This window comes from Thiomonas sp., from assembly GCF_054608695.1.
Genome location: NZ_JBTRXV010000021.1, coordinates 1 through 14,981 on the forward strand (window position 1 = coordinate 1; position 14,981 = coordinate 14,981).

13 protein-coding genes are annotated in these 14,981 nt (G+C 66.8%); 2 read left to right on the forward strand and 11 right to left on the reverse strand.

The features are described 5' to 3' along the window. Together ACYCUK_RS09445 and ACYCUK_RS09450 are read right to left on the reverse strand one after the other, a co-directional pair. A partial coding sequence (locus tag ACYCUK_RS09445; protein WP_461594525.1) for a helix-turn-helix domain-containing protein occupies nucleotides 1-201 on the reverse strand: 201 nt, incomplete at its 3' end. Between the two features lie 75 nt (nucleotides 202-276). Next, on the reverse strand, nucleotides 277-468 hold the full coding sequence (locus ACYCUK_RS09450) for a hypothetical protein (protein WP_461594526.1): 192 nt from the start codon (nucleotides 466-468) through the stop codon (nucleotides 277-279). 116 nt (nucleotides 469-584) lie between these two features. Between ACYCUK_RS09450 and ACYCUK_RS09455 the strand changes: the two genes are divergently transcribed. After that, complete coding sequence (locus ACYCUK_RS09455) at nucleotides 585-1,397, forward strand: hypothetical protein (protein ID WP_461594527.1); 813 nt, start codon at nucleotides 585-587, stop codon at nucleotides 1,395-1,397. Between the two features lie 105 nt (nucleotides 1,398-1,502). Here ACYCUK_RS09455 and nadS read toward each other — a convergent pair whose 3' ends face one another. From nadS to ACYCUK_RS09495, 8 genes are all read right to left on the reverse strand, one after another. Then, on the reverse strand, nucleotides 1,503-1,808 hold the full coding sequence (gene nadS, locus ACYCUK_RS09460) for a NadS family protein (protein WP_461594528.1): 306 nt from the start codon (nucleotides 1,806-1,808) through the stop codon (nucleotides 1,503-1,505). Between the two features lie 2 nt (nucleotides 1,809-1,810). Next, entirely contained in the window at nucleotides 1,811-2,050 is a 240-nt protein-coding gene (locus ACYCUK_RS09465; protein WP_461594529.1) for a type II toxin-antitoxin system RelE/ParE family toxin, read from the reverse strand. A 223-nt stretch (nucleotides 2,051-2,273) separates the two neighbouring features. Further along, nucleotides 2,274-3,059 (reverse strand): lysophospholipid acyltransferase family protein, encoded by a 786-nt coding sequence (locus tag ACYCUK_RS09470; protein ID WP_461594530.1) that lies wholly within the window; start codon nucleotides 3,057-3,059, stop codon nucleotides 2,274-2,276. Further along, a complete protein-coding gene (locus ACYCUK_RS09475; RefSeq protein ID WP_461594531.1) occupies nucleotides 3,056-4,435 on the reverse strand; it encodes a dihydroorotase in 1,380 nt (459 codons plus the stop codon). The genes ACYCUK_RS09470 and ACYCUK_RS09475 overlap by 4 nt, the downstream gene beginning before the upstream one ends. Before the next feature lie 7 nt (nucleotides 4,436-4,442). Next, entirely contained in the window at nucleotides 4,443-5,393 is a 951-nt protein-coding gene (locus tag ACYCUK_RS09480) for an aspartate carbamoyltransferase catalytic subunit (RefSeq protein ID WP_461594570.1), read from the reverse strand. Nucleotides 5,394-5,398: 5 nt separating this feature from the next. Continuing rightward, nucleotides 5,399-5,926: a bifunctional pyr operon transcriptional regulator/uracil phosphoribosyltransferase PyrR gene (gene pyrR / locus ACYCUK_RS09485; RefSeq protein WP_461594532.1), complete on the reverse strand. Its 528-nt coding sequence runs from the start codon at nucleotides 5,924-5,926 to the stop codon at nucleotides 5,399-5,401. Next, the gene (gene ruvX, locus ACYCUK_RS09490) at nucleotides 5,923-6,354 is read right to left on the reverse strand and encodes a Holliday junction resolvase RuvX (RefSeq protein WP_461594533.1); all 432 of its coding nucleotides are present in this window, start codon (nucleotides 6,352-6,354) and stop codon (nucleotides 5,923-5,925) included. Before ruvX ends, pyrR begins: the two co-directional genes overlap by 4 nt. Beyond that, nucleotides 6,347-6,922: a YqgE/AlgH family protein gene (locus ACYCUK_RS09495; protein ID WP_461594534.1), complete on the reverse strand. Its 576-nt coding sequence runs from the start codon at nucleotides 6,920-6,922 to the stop codon at nucleotides 6,347-6,349. Before ACYCUK_RS09495 ends, ruvX begins: the two co-directional genes overlap by 8 nt. Before the next feature lie 48 nt (nucleotides 6,923-6,970). Here ACYCUK_RS09495 and ACYCUK_RS09500 point away from each other — a divergent pair, with 48 nt between their 5' ends. Beyond that, the gene (locus ACYCUK_RS09500; protein WP_461594535.1) at nucleotides 6,971-8,452 is read left to right on the forward strand and encodes a cryptochrome/photolyase family protein; all 1,482 of its coding nucleotides are present in this window, start codon (nucleotides 6,971-6,973) and stop codon (nucleotides 8,450-8,452) included. 63 nt (nucleotides 8,453-8,515) lie between these two features. Here the strand turns inward: ACYCUK_RS09500 and ACYCUK_RS09505 are convergent, their stop codons facing one another. Next, nucleotides 8,516-14,944 (reverse strand): hybrid sensor histidine kinase/response regulator, encoded by a 6,429-nt coding sequence (locus tag ACYCUK_RS09505; protein WP_461594536.1) that lies wholly within the window; start codon nucleotides 14,942-14,944, stop codon nucleotides 8,516-8,518. Nucleotides 14,945-14,981: the final 37 nt, after the last annotated feature.

Consider the following 14,981-nt stretch of genomic DNA (forward strand, 5'->3'; position numbering starts at 1 on the left):
CAGTCGCGCTGGACGGCCTCGCGTGGGCATCGCTCGCAATGCATCGATGCCGACTTCATCGAGCACCGCCTTCCACGTGTACGCGGTCTGCCGCGCCACACCCACGGCGTGTGCCGCTTGCGCAGGCGTCTTGCCCGCCAACAGCATCCGGCCGGCTCGCAAGCGCCGCCGCACCGATTCGTCCAATCGTTTTCTCGCCATGCTTCGCACCCAATTCTTGCCAAGTATCGGTACAACGCATGAACGGCTCAACGGTTGTCATGATTTACGGAAAGATCAATAGGTTGCGTGCGGCGGGATCGACGTGATGAGCAGTGGCGGTTCGATGGATGTCGCATGACTTTCCGGTCTTCCGCCGAAGCGCCGACTCGGTAACGCTCTGTTGAACAGCAGACTTTCTGCCACCAGCAGAAGTGGGTGATCAGCGCGATCGCCGTGCTTGACGATTGAGATTGGTTCAACCATCATGGGCTACGGCCAGCTCTAGGCACTGACGTCCGTCCGTGTTTGAACCTTGCCATAGCCAACTCCAGGAGACCCCATGTTCTACCGCCAAACGCCTGCGTCGCGTACGGGATCGTCAGGTGGCTGAAACCGAAGCGTTGCATGCACTGCGCCCGTTTCTGCGCAACTGGGTTTGGGAACACGGGCGGGTTGGAACCCGTTACCTTGACTGCACGCAGGGCGAGGTTCGGTTCGACGAGGGAAAGAAAGCGCATTTCGCCAGCGAGACACATCTCTACGTTTCGCTGCTCAAGGACGCGGCAGCGGCGGCAAGTGTGGCGCCCGTCATTCATGAAGGTGGGTTGGTTCGCTTATTGCGCGCCGCCCAGCAGGGACGCCCGGCCGAGGCGGGTTCACCGGCGGAAGTGCAGCGCGCGGTTCAGGACTGTGTCGAGTTGGCCGTCATCAGCGCTTATCAGCGCGACGCCGAAGAAGCCCGCACGCGTTACGCGCTGGAGCCCATGTTCGACGACGAAATTCGTGCCGCGGTCATCGAAGACGTGCGGCGCATCTGGGTCGGTGTGCGTGAGCAACTCTTGCGCTACGACTTCACCATTTTCCACGGTCTTCCGCAGCCCTTACTGATCAGCGACGCCCCATTCATCGACTGGCGGATGCGCGCCAAGCCGGCGTTGCCGTTGGTCTCCATGCCGCTCGGGCCGCACAGCCTGCTGGTGGGAACACCTTCGGCCCGGACCAGCCGCAGCGCACCGCTGCTGTGGAAGGAAGCGCCGGTCATGGGCCCGTTCCGCGATCACAATCAGTACCAGGTCGATAGCGCACGCCGCTGGCTGGTCGCCACGAGCGACGAGATGCTCGTCGCGATTCAGCCGCGCTTCGCACCGTCTGTTCGCGCCGATGCCGAATTGACCAGCAGGCCGACGAACGCGTGATCAGGAGAGTTCGCCCGGCACGTCCGTCACCACGAAGTCGGTGCTGGACAGCACCTGGTCACAGCGAAATCGGCACATCGCTCAAATGCGTGTCAGCCCGCACACTCAGATCACTTTGGCTGGTCCGTGCAGGCTGCGGATCGCCACTTCTGGGGCGGTCGCCACGATCTTGAGCAAAGCAGCCGCAGGACCGGTCGGGGTACGCCGATGCTGCTCCCAGTTCTGCAGGGTCTTGACGCTCACGCGCATGAGACGGGCGAAGTCTTGCTGTGACAGTCCGGTGTGCTCGCGCACCTGGCGCACATCCTCCGCTTCCAGCACGATGCGCCGACTTGGTTGCGCCTGGCCGTTGGTGATGGCTTTGGCCTCTTTGAGGCTTTGCACCAGGTCGTCGAACAGGGTCTTGTCCATGATTAGATCTCCTCGATGAACTTGCACAGGATGGCCAGCTCGACATCACTCAGGTCATCCTTCTCGGACTTGGGATAGGCCACCAGCATGAGCACCTGGTGCGCATCGTGCCGCCAGTAATAGATGGTTCGCATCCCGCCGCTTTTGCCGCGGCCCGGCAGGGCGTAGCGCAGCTTGCGTAGTCCACCACCGCCCACGATCAAATCGCCCCGTTCGGGGTTCTCCAGGATCAGGTTCTGCAACCCACGATAAGCACATCCGTGAGCCGCGCTGTGATCTGGCGCGTGAAGGTCGGGGTTTCGATGAACTCCATATCTAATCATACGCCATTGACGTACTTTCTGATGCAACAGCCGCCTCATCAACGCAGCTCCCATATTGCTCATGAATGGAGGTTGGCATCAGATGGATTGCGACAAAATTGCGACAAACTACCAAAATTACCTATGTAATCTATCCATTGAACTACGGCGAGGCAGGCGGCGATTGTAGAGGGCCGTGCTTGCCAAGCGCGGCGTTGTGCGCGCTCGCCAGAGCCTGGCTCAATGCTGACTTCACGGCCCCGGACAGGGCGCGGCGGTCGGTGTTTTCAAGTGCGCTCAGGAACTGGATCTGGACGCGCAGCGGCCCGGCGCAAGCCATGCGCCAGAGGGTGCCGAGCATGGTTTCGTCGCCCACATAGGCCGGAGCGCGGGCATAGCGCCCGCTGCGCGCGTCGAGGTAGCGCAGCAGCACGGGTTGCACCGGGGTGCAACTGCTGACGGCGGCCTGGAACAGGTTGGCGTGCAGCGGCAGGATTTCGCGGCCGTCGGACGTGGTGCCTTCGGGGAAGACGCTGAGGCGCTGGCCCTGGCGCAGCGCCTCGGCCATGTGGTGCATGACGCGCATGGCGTCGCGCGGGCGTTCGCGCTCGATGAACAGCGTGTCCGCACCGCGCGCCAGCGTACCGAGCAGGGGCCAGCGGTCGATGTCGGACTTGGCGACGAAGCGGGTGGGCTGGATGGCGTTCAGGGCGATGATGTCCAGCCACGAGACATGGTTGATGGCGAGCAGGCAGGGCGGCGGCTGCAGCTGGCCTCGCGTTTCAATCTCGACGCGGCACGCACGCAGCATGCGCTGCGACCAGTCGCGGATGGCGTCTTGCTGCTGTTGCGGCGTGCGCATGGAAAAGCGCCGCAGGCTGATGACCCCGCGGGTCATCAGCACGGCGATGCGCAACAGCATCCACACCAGGCGCAGCGCGCCCATCATGCGGCGGGATCGGGGTGGGTTGCAGCGCCAGAGGGTGTGTTCTGCGCGCCGTGCGGCGGGTTGTTGCGCTCATTGCGCAACGCGTTACCGGCTGGAGCATCGAAGATGATGCGTCCGTCGATGATGGTGGCGCGTACCCGGCCGCTGAGTTCCAGCGTGGCCAGTGGGGTGTGTTTGATGCCGCTGCGCAATTGCTCCGGAGTGGCATGCCAGCGGGCTTCGGGGTCGACGACGATGAGTTCCGCCGCCGCACCGGGCTGCAGTTGCAAGGGCGCCAGCCTGGCGGCCGCGGCGGCGCGGCTGGTGGCAACCGCCAGCGCCTGGGGCAGACCGAGCCGGCTTTGCCGCGCATAAGCCAGCACGGCGGGCAGCAGCAGTTCGAGCCCGGTGGCGCCGGGCGTGGCCTCGGCGAAGGGCAGGATCTTGTCGTCGCTGCCCACCGGGGTGTGGTCGGAGCACAGCGCGTCGATGGTGCCGTCGGCCAGGCCTCGCAGCAGCGCGGCGCGGTCGGCTTCCTGGCGCAGCGGGGGGTCGAGCCGCATGCGGGCGTCGAAATAGCCGATGTCCAGGTCGGTGAGCAGGAGGTTGTGCATCGACACGTCGGCCGTCACCGGGAGTCCCTCGGCCTTGGCCTGGCGCAGGAGTTCCACGCCGGCGGCGCTCGACAGTTTGCTGACATGCACGGCGCAACCGGTCGCGCGCACCAGCTCGAACAGGGTGTGCAGGGCGATGGTCTCGGCCATCACCGGCACGCCCGCGAGGCCCAGGCGCTGGGCGTAGGCGCCGCTTGCGGCCACGCCGCGGCCGAGGTGGGCATCCAGCGGGCGCAGCCAGACCTTGTAGCCGAAGGTGCTGGCGTATTGCAGGGCGCGGTAAAGCAGTTGCGTATCGGCCACCGGCATGTCGGCCTGGGACAGCCCGATGCAACTGGCCTTCACCAGCGAGGCCATTTCTGCCAGGCGTTCGCCTTTGAGCCCCACGGTGAGCGCGCCGAGTGGATACACCCGTGAGCGCTTGATGCGCCGCGCCCGCCAGCGCAGCATTTCCACCAGGCTGGGTTCGTCGAGCACGGGGTCGGTGTCGGGCGGGCAGACCACGCGGGTGACGCCGCCGGCAGCCGCTGCCGCGAGTTCGGAGTCGAGCAGGCCCGCGGCTTCGCCGCCGGGCTCGCCAAGACGGGCGCAGAGGTCGACCAGGCCCGGCATGATCAGGCAGCCGCGGGCGTCGATGGTCTGGTCGGGCACGAAGCCCTCGGGCGCGCGGCCGACCGTGACGATGGTTTCGCCGGCGATGGCGACATCGCCTGCAGCTTGCAGGCCGCTGGCCGGGTCGATGAGGGTGCCGCCGCGGACGAGGATGTGATGGGGATGGGTCATGGCGGCCTCAGGCGCTGGCGTTGGCGATGATGGACAGCACCGCCATGCGCACGGCGATGCCGAAGCGCACCTGCGGCAGGATGACGCTCTGGCCGCCGTCGGCCACCGACGAGTCGATTTCTACGCCGCGGTTGATCGGGCCCGGGTGCATGACGATGGCATCGGGCTTGGCCAGCGCCAGGCGCTCGGGCGTGAGGCCGTACATCATGTGGAACTCGCTGGCCGAGGGCAGCAGTCCGCCGGACATGCGTTCGTTCTGCAGGCGCAGCATCATCACCACGTCGGCGTCCCGCAGTCCCTCGCGGATGTCGTGGCACACGCGTACGCCCATCGGGCGCAGGTCGCCGGGCACCAGGGTTTTCGGTCCCACGGCGCGAACCTCCGGCACGCCCAGGGTGGTGAGGGCGTGGATGGCCGAGCGCGCCACGCGCGAATGCACGATGTCACCGACGATGGCCACGGTGAGCGCCGTGAAGTCGGGCTTGTAGTGACGGATGGTGGTCATGTCCAGCAACCCCTGCGTGGGATGGGCGTGGCGGCCGTCGCCGGCGTTGACCACATGCACATGCGGCGGGGTGTGCTGGGCGATGAGGTAGGGCGCGCCGCTCTGGGCGTGGCGCACGACGAAGATGTCGGCGTCCATCGCCACCAGGTTGGCGATGGTGTCGAGCAGGGACTCGCCCTTGGAGGCGCTGGAGCGCTGGATGTCGAGGTTGAACACGTCGGCCGAGAGCCGCTGCGCCGCGATCTCGAACGTGGTGCGGGTGCGGGTGGAATTCTCGAAAAACAGGTTGAACACGCTCTTGCCCCGCAGCAGCGGGACTTTTTTCACCTCGCGGTCGCCGAAGCTGACGAAGCCCTGGGCGGTGTCGAGTATGCGCAGCAGCACCTCGCGCGGCAGGCCTTCGGTGCTGAGCAGGTGGCGCAACTCGCCGTGGCTGTTGAGTTGGGGGTGCATCGTGTTCAAGCCTTGGACTCCAGGCGAAAGGCCAGGCGCATGGCCTCGGCCCGGGTTTCGTCGCGCTCCAGCGCCAGCATGTGGGCTGCGGGCAGCTCGATGTGGGCGGCGCAAAGCTGGGCGCAGATGGGCAGCTCGCGCCCGCCGCGGTTCACCAGCACGGCCAGGTCCACGCGTGCCGGACGGCCGAAGTCGTACAGCTCGTTGATCGCCGCGCGGGTGGTGCGGCCGGTGTAGAGCACGTCGTCCACCAGCAGGATGGCGCGGTCGTTCACGTCGAAGGGCAGGGTGGTGCGGTTGGCGCTGGGGTGCAGGCCGCGGGTGGCGAAATCGTCGCGATGGAAGGTGGACGAGACCACGCCGAAAGGAGTGGACAGCGCCAGATCGGCATGCAGGCGCTCGGCCAGCCAGGCGCCGCCGGAGTAGATGCCGACGATGGCGGGCTCCGCGCTTTGCCGCACCGCCCAGACGCGCACCAACGTCAGCAGGTGCGCGTAGAGGGCTTCGGCGTCGGGCGGGTTGGGCATCGTCATGGCGTGGCTTGGAGAAATTGTTCCAGAATCAGGCGGGCGGATTCCGCATCCACATCCTGCGCGCCGGCGTCTTCGGCGGCACGCGAGGTGTAGCGCTCGTCGACCATCGCCACCGGCAGTTTGAAGCGGCCGTGCAACTGGTTGGCGAAGCGGCGTGCCTGGGTGGTGCGCAATTGTTCTCCGCCTTCGCGCGACAGGGGCAGGCCGACGACGAGCTGCACCGGCTCCCATTGCGCGATGAGCTGGCCGATGGCGTCGAATTTGGCCTCGCGCCGTTCGGCCCGCACGCTTTGCAGCGCCCGGGCGCTGGCGGTGAGGGTGTTGCCGATGGCCACGCCGATGAGCTTTTCGCCGAAATCGAAACCCATGACCACGCCGGCAGCGGCAGGCGGGCTGCCGCTGCCGGCGGCTGCCAGGGTCTCAGGCATGTCCGGCCGTTTGCGACAGGCTCAAGGTGGAAATGCCCATCAGCGACATGGCTGCCTCGAAGCGGTGCTCCACCGGAATGTCGAACACGATGGCGGCATCCGCCTCCACGGTGAGCCAGCCGTTGTGGGCGATTTCGTCTTCCAACTGCCCGGCGCTCCAGCCCGAGTAGCCCAGGGCGACGAAGAAGCGCGCCGGGCCATCGCCCGCGGAGATGTGCTCCAGCACGTCCTTCGAGGTGGTCATCTGCAGGCCGCCGGGGATGGGCAGGGTGGAGGCGTAGCTCTTGTCGGTGGGGTCGTGCAGCACGAAACCGCGTTCGGTTTGCACCGGGCCGCCGTAATACACCGTCTGCGACGCGAGCTGGGGTTGGTCGAGCGGCAGGTCGACGCGGTCGAACAAGTCTTTCAGGGCGATGTCGGTCGGGCGATTCACCACCAGGCCGAGCGCGCCGCGCGATGAATGCTCGCAGACATAGATGACGCTGCCGGAGAAAGGGGAGTCAGCCATGCCGGGCATGGCGATGAGAAACTGGTGACTCAGATTGGAGGCGTCGGCACGGGGATTCATGCCGCCATATTATCGCGGCGCACGATTGCCAAGCAGGCTACAACCATCATGTCCATGCCGCCTCCCCAGACCGCTTCCCAGGTGCGTGGGCCCAATCTGGTCTGGCTGCGGCGCGACCTGCGGCTGAGCGATCACACCGCCTTGCATCGCGCGCTGGCGCAGGGCGCGCAAGTGGCGTTCGGCTTCGTGTTCGATACCGACATCCTCCAGCCCTTGCTGCAGCAGGGCGCGAAGGCGGATCGGCGCCTGACCTTCATCCACCAAAGCCTGCACGAACTGGACCTCGCCTTGCGCCAGATGGGTTCGGCCTTGCTGGTGGAGCACGGCCGGGCGGTGGACTGCATCCCGCGCCTGGCCGCCCGCATTGGCGCGAGGGCGCTGTACGCCAACCGCGATGATGAACCCAGTGCCGTACAGCGCGACACCGAGGTTGCCGGCCTGCTCGCCGGCCAGGACGTGGAGTTTCACGGCGTTCACGACCAGGTTCTGCTGCAGCCCGACGCGCTACTGACCGGCCAGGGCAAGCCCTACAGCGTATTCACGCCCTACAAAAATGCCTGGCTCAAGCGCGTGGGGCCGCAAGACCTGGCGGCGCGCGACGTGGCGTGCCTGCCGCATCAGCTCTGGCCCGTCTCGGCAGCGCAGACCATGCCAAGCCTGCACGAACTGGGCTTCGCGGCCGCCAGCTTGCCTCCGGGCCTGCTTGCAGGGGCCAGCGGGGCGCAAGCCCAGTTCGCGGACTTCCTGCAGCGCATCGACGCTTACGCCCAGGCGCGCGACTATCCCGCCGTCAAGGGCACGAGCTATCTGTCGGTGCATCTGCGCTTTGGCACCATCAGCGTGCGCGAACTGGCGCGCGAGGCCTGGCAGCGGGCGCAGGCCGGCAGCCAGGGAGCTGCCACTTGGCTGAGCGAGCTGATCTGGCGCGATTTCTACGTCCAGATCCTGCACCACCGCCCTCAGGTGGTGGGCCATGCCTTCAAGCCGGAGTACGACCGCATCGTCTGGGACGACGCCCCCGCCTTGCATGCCGCCTGGTGCGAGGGCCGCACCGGCTACCCGCTGGTGGACGCGGCCATGCGCCAACTGAACACCACGGGCTTCATGCACAATCGGCTGCGCATGGTGGCGGCCAGCTTTTTCACCAAGGACCTGGGGCTGGACTGGCGCCTGGGCGAACGCTATTTCGCCCTCAAGCTCAACGACTACGACCTCTCGGCCAACAACGGCGGCTGGCAATGGGCGGCCTCCACGGGTTGCGACGCGCAGCCGTATTTCCGCATCTTCAACCCGGTAGCGCAAAGCGAGAAATTTGACGCCCAAGGGCGCTTCATCCGGCGCTACGTGCCCGAGCTTGCGGGCCTGTCGGACGCGGACATCCATGCCCCGTGGTTGGCCGCGCCGCTGTCGCTGCAACAGGCTGGCGTGCGGCTGGGCGTGAACTATCCCACCCCAGTGGTGGACCATGCCGAGGCCCGCGCCCGCACCTTGCAGCGCTATGCCGTGGTGAAGGACAAAAGCCGGAGCTGAGTTGACTTCGCTCGAGGCGGCAGTGCACGCCGCTGTGGCACGCCGGCCAGGCCTGCTCCAGCGTCAGTGCAGCAGGGTCTGGGCCATGTAGCGCCGAATCAAGCCCAGGAGTTCGTCTTCCGAATAGGGCTTGCCGAGGTAGTGGTTCACGCCCAGTTCCTGCGCGTAGTTGCGATGCTTGTCGGCAATGCGCGAGGTGATCATGATGACCGGCAGGTGGCGGGTGCGTTCGTCGGCGCGAATGTTGCGCGTGAGGTCGAAACCGTCCATGCGCGGCATTTCGATGTCGGTCAGCACCACGTCGGGCAAGGCGCCCTGCAACTGCTCCAGCGCGTCCAACCCGTCTTTGGCCAGCACCACGGTGTAGCCGTTGCGGCTGAGGAAACGCTGGGTGACGCGGCGCACGGTGATGGAGTCGTCCACCACCAGCACGGTGTTGCCGGCAGCGTGCGCCGGCACGGCAGGAGCGGCGGTCCCGGCAAGAACAGGCGTGAAGGACGATGGCGACGGCGCCGTGGGTGCAGGCGCTGCCGCGGTTTGCGCGCTCGCGGCCTGTGCCATCAGGCCCACAGCTTGTTCGCCATAAACCGCGGCCAGCGCAACGGGGTTGTAGATCAGCACCAGATTGCCGTTGGGCAACACGGAAATGCCGGCCAGACCGGGCACGCGTGAGAGCTGCGGCCCCAGGTTCTTGACCACCACTTCCTGGTTACCCAGCACTTCATCGACTTGCAGCGCCAGGCGCTGCGCCGCACTGCGAATGAGCACGATCGGAATGGTGCGGCCGGGGGCTTCGGTGCTCGCACCCGAGTCGGCCGTGAGGGCGCCGAGCCAGAAGAAGGGCAGATCCTGGCCGGCATGCAGCAGTTGCTGGCGTGCGGCCGCGGCTGCCACATCGGCCGGTTTCAGACGCAGCACCAGGTCCACGAGACTGGCGGGAGCGGCAAACACTTTGGTGCCGGCGCGCAGCAGCACAACCTGGGTGACGGCCGTGGTCAGCGGTAGCACCAAGGTGAAGGTGCTGCCCAGCTTGGGCTTGGATTCAAGCTCGACACGGCCACCGAGGGCGCGCGTGTCGGTGCGCACCACGTCCAGCCCGACACCACGCCCGGCGATCTCCGAAGTTTGCTCCATGCTGGAAAAACCGGGACGGAAAATGAGTTCGCGCAGGTGGGCTTCGTCGGCAGTCTCGTCGCTGCCGAGCAGGCCGGTGGCGCGGGCCTTGCGCTCGATCGCGGCATAGTCAAGCCCGGCGCCATCGTCGGCGATGGACACCACGACTTCGCTGCCTTCCTGGCGCAGCTTGAGCGTGATGGTGCCCGCAGCCGGCTTGCCCGCAGCTTCGCGCTTTGCGGCGCTCTCCAGCCCGTGGGCCACGGCATTGCGCAGGATGTGCTCGAAGGTGCCGGCCATGCGGTCGAGCACGCCACGGTCGATTTCGATATTGCCGCCGAGGATGTCCAGGCGCACGGGTTTGCCGGCGTCCTTGCCGGCCTGGCGCACGGTGCGGTACAGCCGCTCGGAAATGCTGTCGAACTCGACCATGCGGGTGCGCAGCAGGTCGCGTTGCAACTCGCGTGTGAGCCGTGCCTGGCGGGCCAGGTTGTCGTCGGTGGATTGCAGCGTGCGGCTCAGGGTGGTCTGCACCAGCGCCAGGTCGTTCACCGACTCGGCCATCATGCGGGTGAGTTCCTGGAAGCGGGTGAAACGGTCGAACTCGAGCGGGTCGAAGTCGCGGCCATCTTCGCGGGCGGATTGCGCGCGCGCCGCCATTTGCGCGTCGGCCTGCAACTCGATGTCGCGCACCTGGGTGCGCAGGCGTTCGAGGTTGTCACCGAGGTCGCGGGTGCTGGAACGGATCAGGCCGAACTCGTTGTCCAGGCGGGAGCGGGCAATACTGACCTCGCCCACCTGGTTCACCAAGCGGTCGAGCAGGGCGGCACGCACGCGCACCGGCTGCGCGGCGACCCGGCCGGCACTGGGTGCGGCTTGCGTCATCGCCAGAGGCTGGGGTGCTGCCCTGCCTTCTGGCGCATTGGATGTGGATGCTGCGGCCACCTTCGCCGCCGGCGGCGAGGTTTGGGCAGCGGCCGCTGCAGACGTGGCGTGCAGAGCCGCAGTGGCCTGCTCCACGGCTTCATCCTGCAAGCCCTGCTCGATGTGAATCTCGCCCAGTTCGACTTCGCCGCGGCTGCTGGCTTCACGCAGGCGCTCGAAGCGGGTGTTCATCGCGTCTTGTCGCGCGATGAGTTCGATCAGGTCGGACTCGATCAGCGCCTCGGTGTCCAGACTCAGCAGAGCTTCGATGTCGGACTCCAGGCTGTGCGCCTGGTCGCCGAGCGCCATGGCTCCAGCCATGCGCGCACTGCCCTTGAAGGTGTGCAGCAGGCGCATGGCCTGCTTCGGCGCGGCAAGGTCGCGCGGGTTGTTTTCCCATTGCCGCAGCGCAGCTGAAAGTCCAGGCAGCAACTCGGAAGCCTCATCCTCGAAGATGGGGAAAAGCTCGGGGTCGATGCTGTCGCGCTGGGTGGGGTCGGCGGCGGCCGTCATCGTGCTTTCAGAGGGCGCCATGGGCGCAACTGCGCTGCCCAGCTCTTCCAGGGCCTCGGCAAGCTCGCTTGCCGCAATGGGCGCCACGTCCCCAGCGTGCTTCGTCACCGCCACATTCGCTTCCACATCGGCATGCGCGGTGCTGTCACTGTCATCAGCGCCATCGCCGCTTTGCGCCGTGCTGGCTTCGTGCGCGTCAGCCTTGGGTTGGGCGCCGAGATGCTGCATACGGTGCACCAGCGCTTGCAGTGCCTCGACCATATCTTGCTGGGCTGGGCGCAGGAAACCTGCAGCGAACTGGTGCAGCAAGCGGCGTATTTCTTCGGTGGCTTGAACCAGCAGTTCGACGTCCGCCGATCCAAATGCGGCAGGGTGGCCGTGCTGCAAGCGCAGCGCCTCTTCCATCTGCTCGGCCAACTGCCCCACGCTTTGCAGGCCCACGGTACGGGAACTGCCGCGCAGTTGGTGGGCCAGGGCGGTGACGTCTTCAGTCACGAGGCTGGATGGCTGCAATGACCAGGCGGCGATGTCGGCGCCGAGCCGGCGCACCAGTTCGTCGGCCTCGTTCAAGTAGATGTTGTAGAGCGGGATGGGGATGCGCAGATCGCCGACGACCTTGATGTTCTCGTCCGGCGTCGGCAGGGTGGGACGATGGACGTCGAGCGTGTAGACCTGCGCCAGCGGTGCGTCAGGCGCATGGGGGACATGGGGCGGTGACGTGGGCTGCGCAGCATGGGCAGCGGTTTGTGCCGCGTCGGGTTGTTCCGCGTTTGCGGGGCTGGGCGTGTCTGCGGCCTCGCCGGCAGCGTCGGGCCGATGGACGAAGGTCGCTGCTTGCGGCGTGAGAAGATCAGTCGGCGCGGGCGTCCCATCAGCGGGCGCGGTCGAAGGTTGTGCATCGAAGCCAGGCGCGCTGGGGAACAGACGGTCGAAGGCCAGCGCATCAAGTTCCTGCATTTCAACCGTGCCAGAGGCTTCGCTTGCTGGCGTGGCGCCCCCATGGTCATGGCCGGCGGCGGGCTCCGCTGGCTTCAACGCCGGGGCCTCGGCAGCTGTGGGAGTGAAGTCGAGATCCAGGAGCGCGGCGTCAGGCAGGTGCAGATCGAGCGCCGGCAAGTCCGGGGGTTGCAACTGCAGCGCAATGTCTACGGCTTGCTGCTCCGGCTGTGCAGGCGCGGTCCACGGCGTCAGCTCGAAGCTTGCCGATGCGTCGGTGAAACCATTCGCCTCAGCGACGGGCATCGGCACGTGGGCCGCAACCAGGTCTTCGACAGCGTCATCCTCTTCAACAACGGGAGGTAAGCCTGTGGACCAGGTATCGACAAAGTCGGGATCGGGAATCTCGACCTCGGGCATTCGTGCTTGTGCTTCAACCGGACTTGCGGCGCTGGCCATTGCCGTTGCCGCTGCCAGCGGCGCCGCAACGGCGGCGCCTTCCGCGGGCAGCCCGCGCAGACGGCGTGCCGCGGCGCGGATGGCGCTGCTCGAATGCTGCGCAGCCGTGCCCGTGCGCAGGGCACGCGTCCAGGCGTCCAGCTCGGTCAAGGTGTGCTGCGCGAGTTCGAGCGCGGGGGGCGTGATGGGCAGTTGCTCCGCCAGCACCTGGTTGAAGACCTGTTCCAGCGCCCAGGCGGCTTCGCCGAAATCGGTGAGCCCGACCATGCGCGAGCTGCCCTTGAGTGTGTGGAAGGCGCGGCGCACGGCTGTGAGCGTGCTGTCGTCGGAAGGATTGGTGGAGAGCTGGGCCACGCCAATCTGGCCTGCGGCGATGACTTCGTCAGCCTCCTCGAGAAAGATGTCGAGCAGGTCGTCGTCACCATCTGCGCCACCAGGCTCTGTGGGGGCGTCGAAGCTTGGTGCGGCCGGCGCGTCGGGCGCCGCAGTGGCGGGTGTGACCGGTGCGGCCGTTGCAACGGGTGTGGCGGCATCTGCTGCTTGCGTCCATGGGGCGCGCAGCAGCTCGGCCGCGGCCGAGACATCTTGCCCCGGGCCGAGCAGTTCGCGTGCCTGCGCCAGCTTGGCTGACAGGGTGCTTTCTTGTGCCAGCGCGGCCTCCATGCGCAGACGCTCGAACTGGCCGGCAGCTTGCGCGGGGTCGAGCCCGTGGTCGAGCGCGTCGGCGAGTTGCGTCGCCTGGTGCTGCAAGTCCTGGTGCGTACTGGGCGGTGCGGTGTGCGGAGTGCTGGGAACGATGGCGCGCAATTCGCCGCTCTGCGCATCGAAACTGAACAGGGATTTCGCCAGCTCGGGCTGGTACACCAGCATGTCGACAAGAAAACCCAGGGTGCCGATGTTCCCGGCGAGGCGATCGAACACGCCTCGGGGTTCGCGGGCCTGGTGCTCGTCTGGGGGACTGAGCATGAGGTCTTCAACCGTCTGGCGAATATGCCCCAGTGCGTGGGCCGCAACGTCCATGCCGAGCACGGACAGCACACCCCGCATTTGCGCCAGCAGCTTGGGCACGGGCGCGAGCTCCGACTGGGTGGCCGGATCGCGGAAATAGGCGTCGAGCAGGCGCTCGACGGTGCTCATGTCGTGGCGCAACTCCTGCACCACCGTCCCCATCGTCTGGCTCTCGGACGACTTGCGGTAGAGCTCTTCCATCCATGGTGCGAAAGTGCCGGCGGCCACGCCTTCGGCACTGCGGTCGAGTCGGCGAGCGAGTTCGCTGGCACGCTGCAGGAATTCAGCATCGTCAGCCTGGAAATGGCCGAACGAGGCTTCCAGGAACAGCAGGGCGGTCGCCACCTCGAGCACTCGCTCGGGAGTCAGCAGGTCGCGGCGCTCGGAGACGGTGCGCACCATGTGCTCGATGGCGGCGGTCAGGGACTCGGCGCCAGGGGCGATCTCGCGCAGCGCCTGTCCCAGCAACTGGGTGCCTTCCACCAACTTGCCGACGCGGGTGAAATCTTCGTTGCTGAGCTGCGACCAACCCTCCTTGACCAGCCCGATACGCTTGCGCACTTGCTGGATGAGTGATGGATCGACCAGGCCGAAGTAGGTGCGCTGGTAGTCCACGACCCCTGCAACGGAGAGATGCATGCGGGCCTGGATGGCGCCCAATGTTTCAACTCGCAGGCCTTGTGCACGCGCCTTTGCCAGGGCCTGGCTGCAGAAAAAGAGCAGTTCATGGGCGAGGCGCCTGGATGGCTGCTGCTGCCCGGCCATGAGGCCCTTGAGCTGCAGATTGAGCCGGTTGCACAAGCGCTTGGCGTACAGGTCCACAGGCAGTAGGCCCAGGGCCAGAGCTTCAAAAAAGCCCTCGGCCAACCACCACAGGGCCTGCTCATGCCCGCTTGCGCTTGCCGCGGCGCGCTGCGCCACGGATTGCAGCGCGCGCGCCGTCTGAGGCAGATCACGCTGGCGCAGCAGGTCGAGCAGGGCACGCTCGTAGTTGGTGCGGTCGTCGGGCTGCAGCATCGGGCTTGCCGCCGTGACATCAGGCAGATCGGGCCAGGTCCAGTCGATGTCCCAAAGATCGGCCGGATGGGCGGTCTCGCCACCCGCCAGTTCCATCAGGGCGTGGTACTGCTTGAACAACTTGAGCGCCGGTTCCCGCTTGCCGCTGCGCTGGGTTTCAAGGTAATCGAGGAGGGCGTACAGGCCGGATTCGAGCGTGGCCTGGACCGAGGTGTCGAAATCGGCCGGTTGTTCGATGAAACGTGTGAGCACCCGCTCCGCCGCCTGGGCCAGGCGCGCCGCCGAAAAATAGCCGAGCAGGTCGATGGCCCCCGCGGCCTGGTGCACCTGATGGCGCGCCTGCAGCAGATGACCCGCTGCGGGCTGGGCGTCGTCGCCCTGGGCCAAGCTGCGCAGTTGCAGTTGCTTGCGCACCGCAGCTTGCGCGGCGAGCAGGTTCTCGCGCACTTGCTCGATGACCCAGGCCAGGGGCCCGGGGTCCGGCTGCGGGGAGGGAAGCGGTGTCGAGACAGCGAGGTTCATGCCTTGGGGCGCGCAGGAAGGAGATCGTTGGACGGGC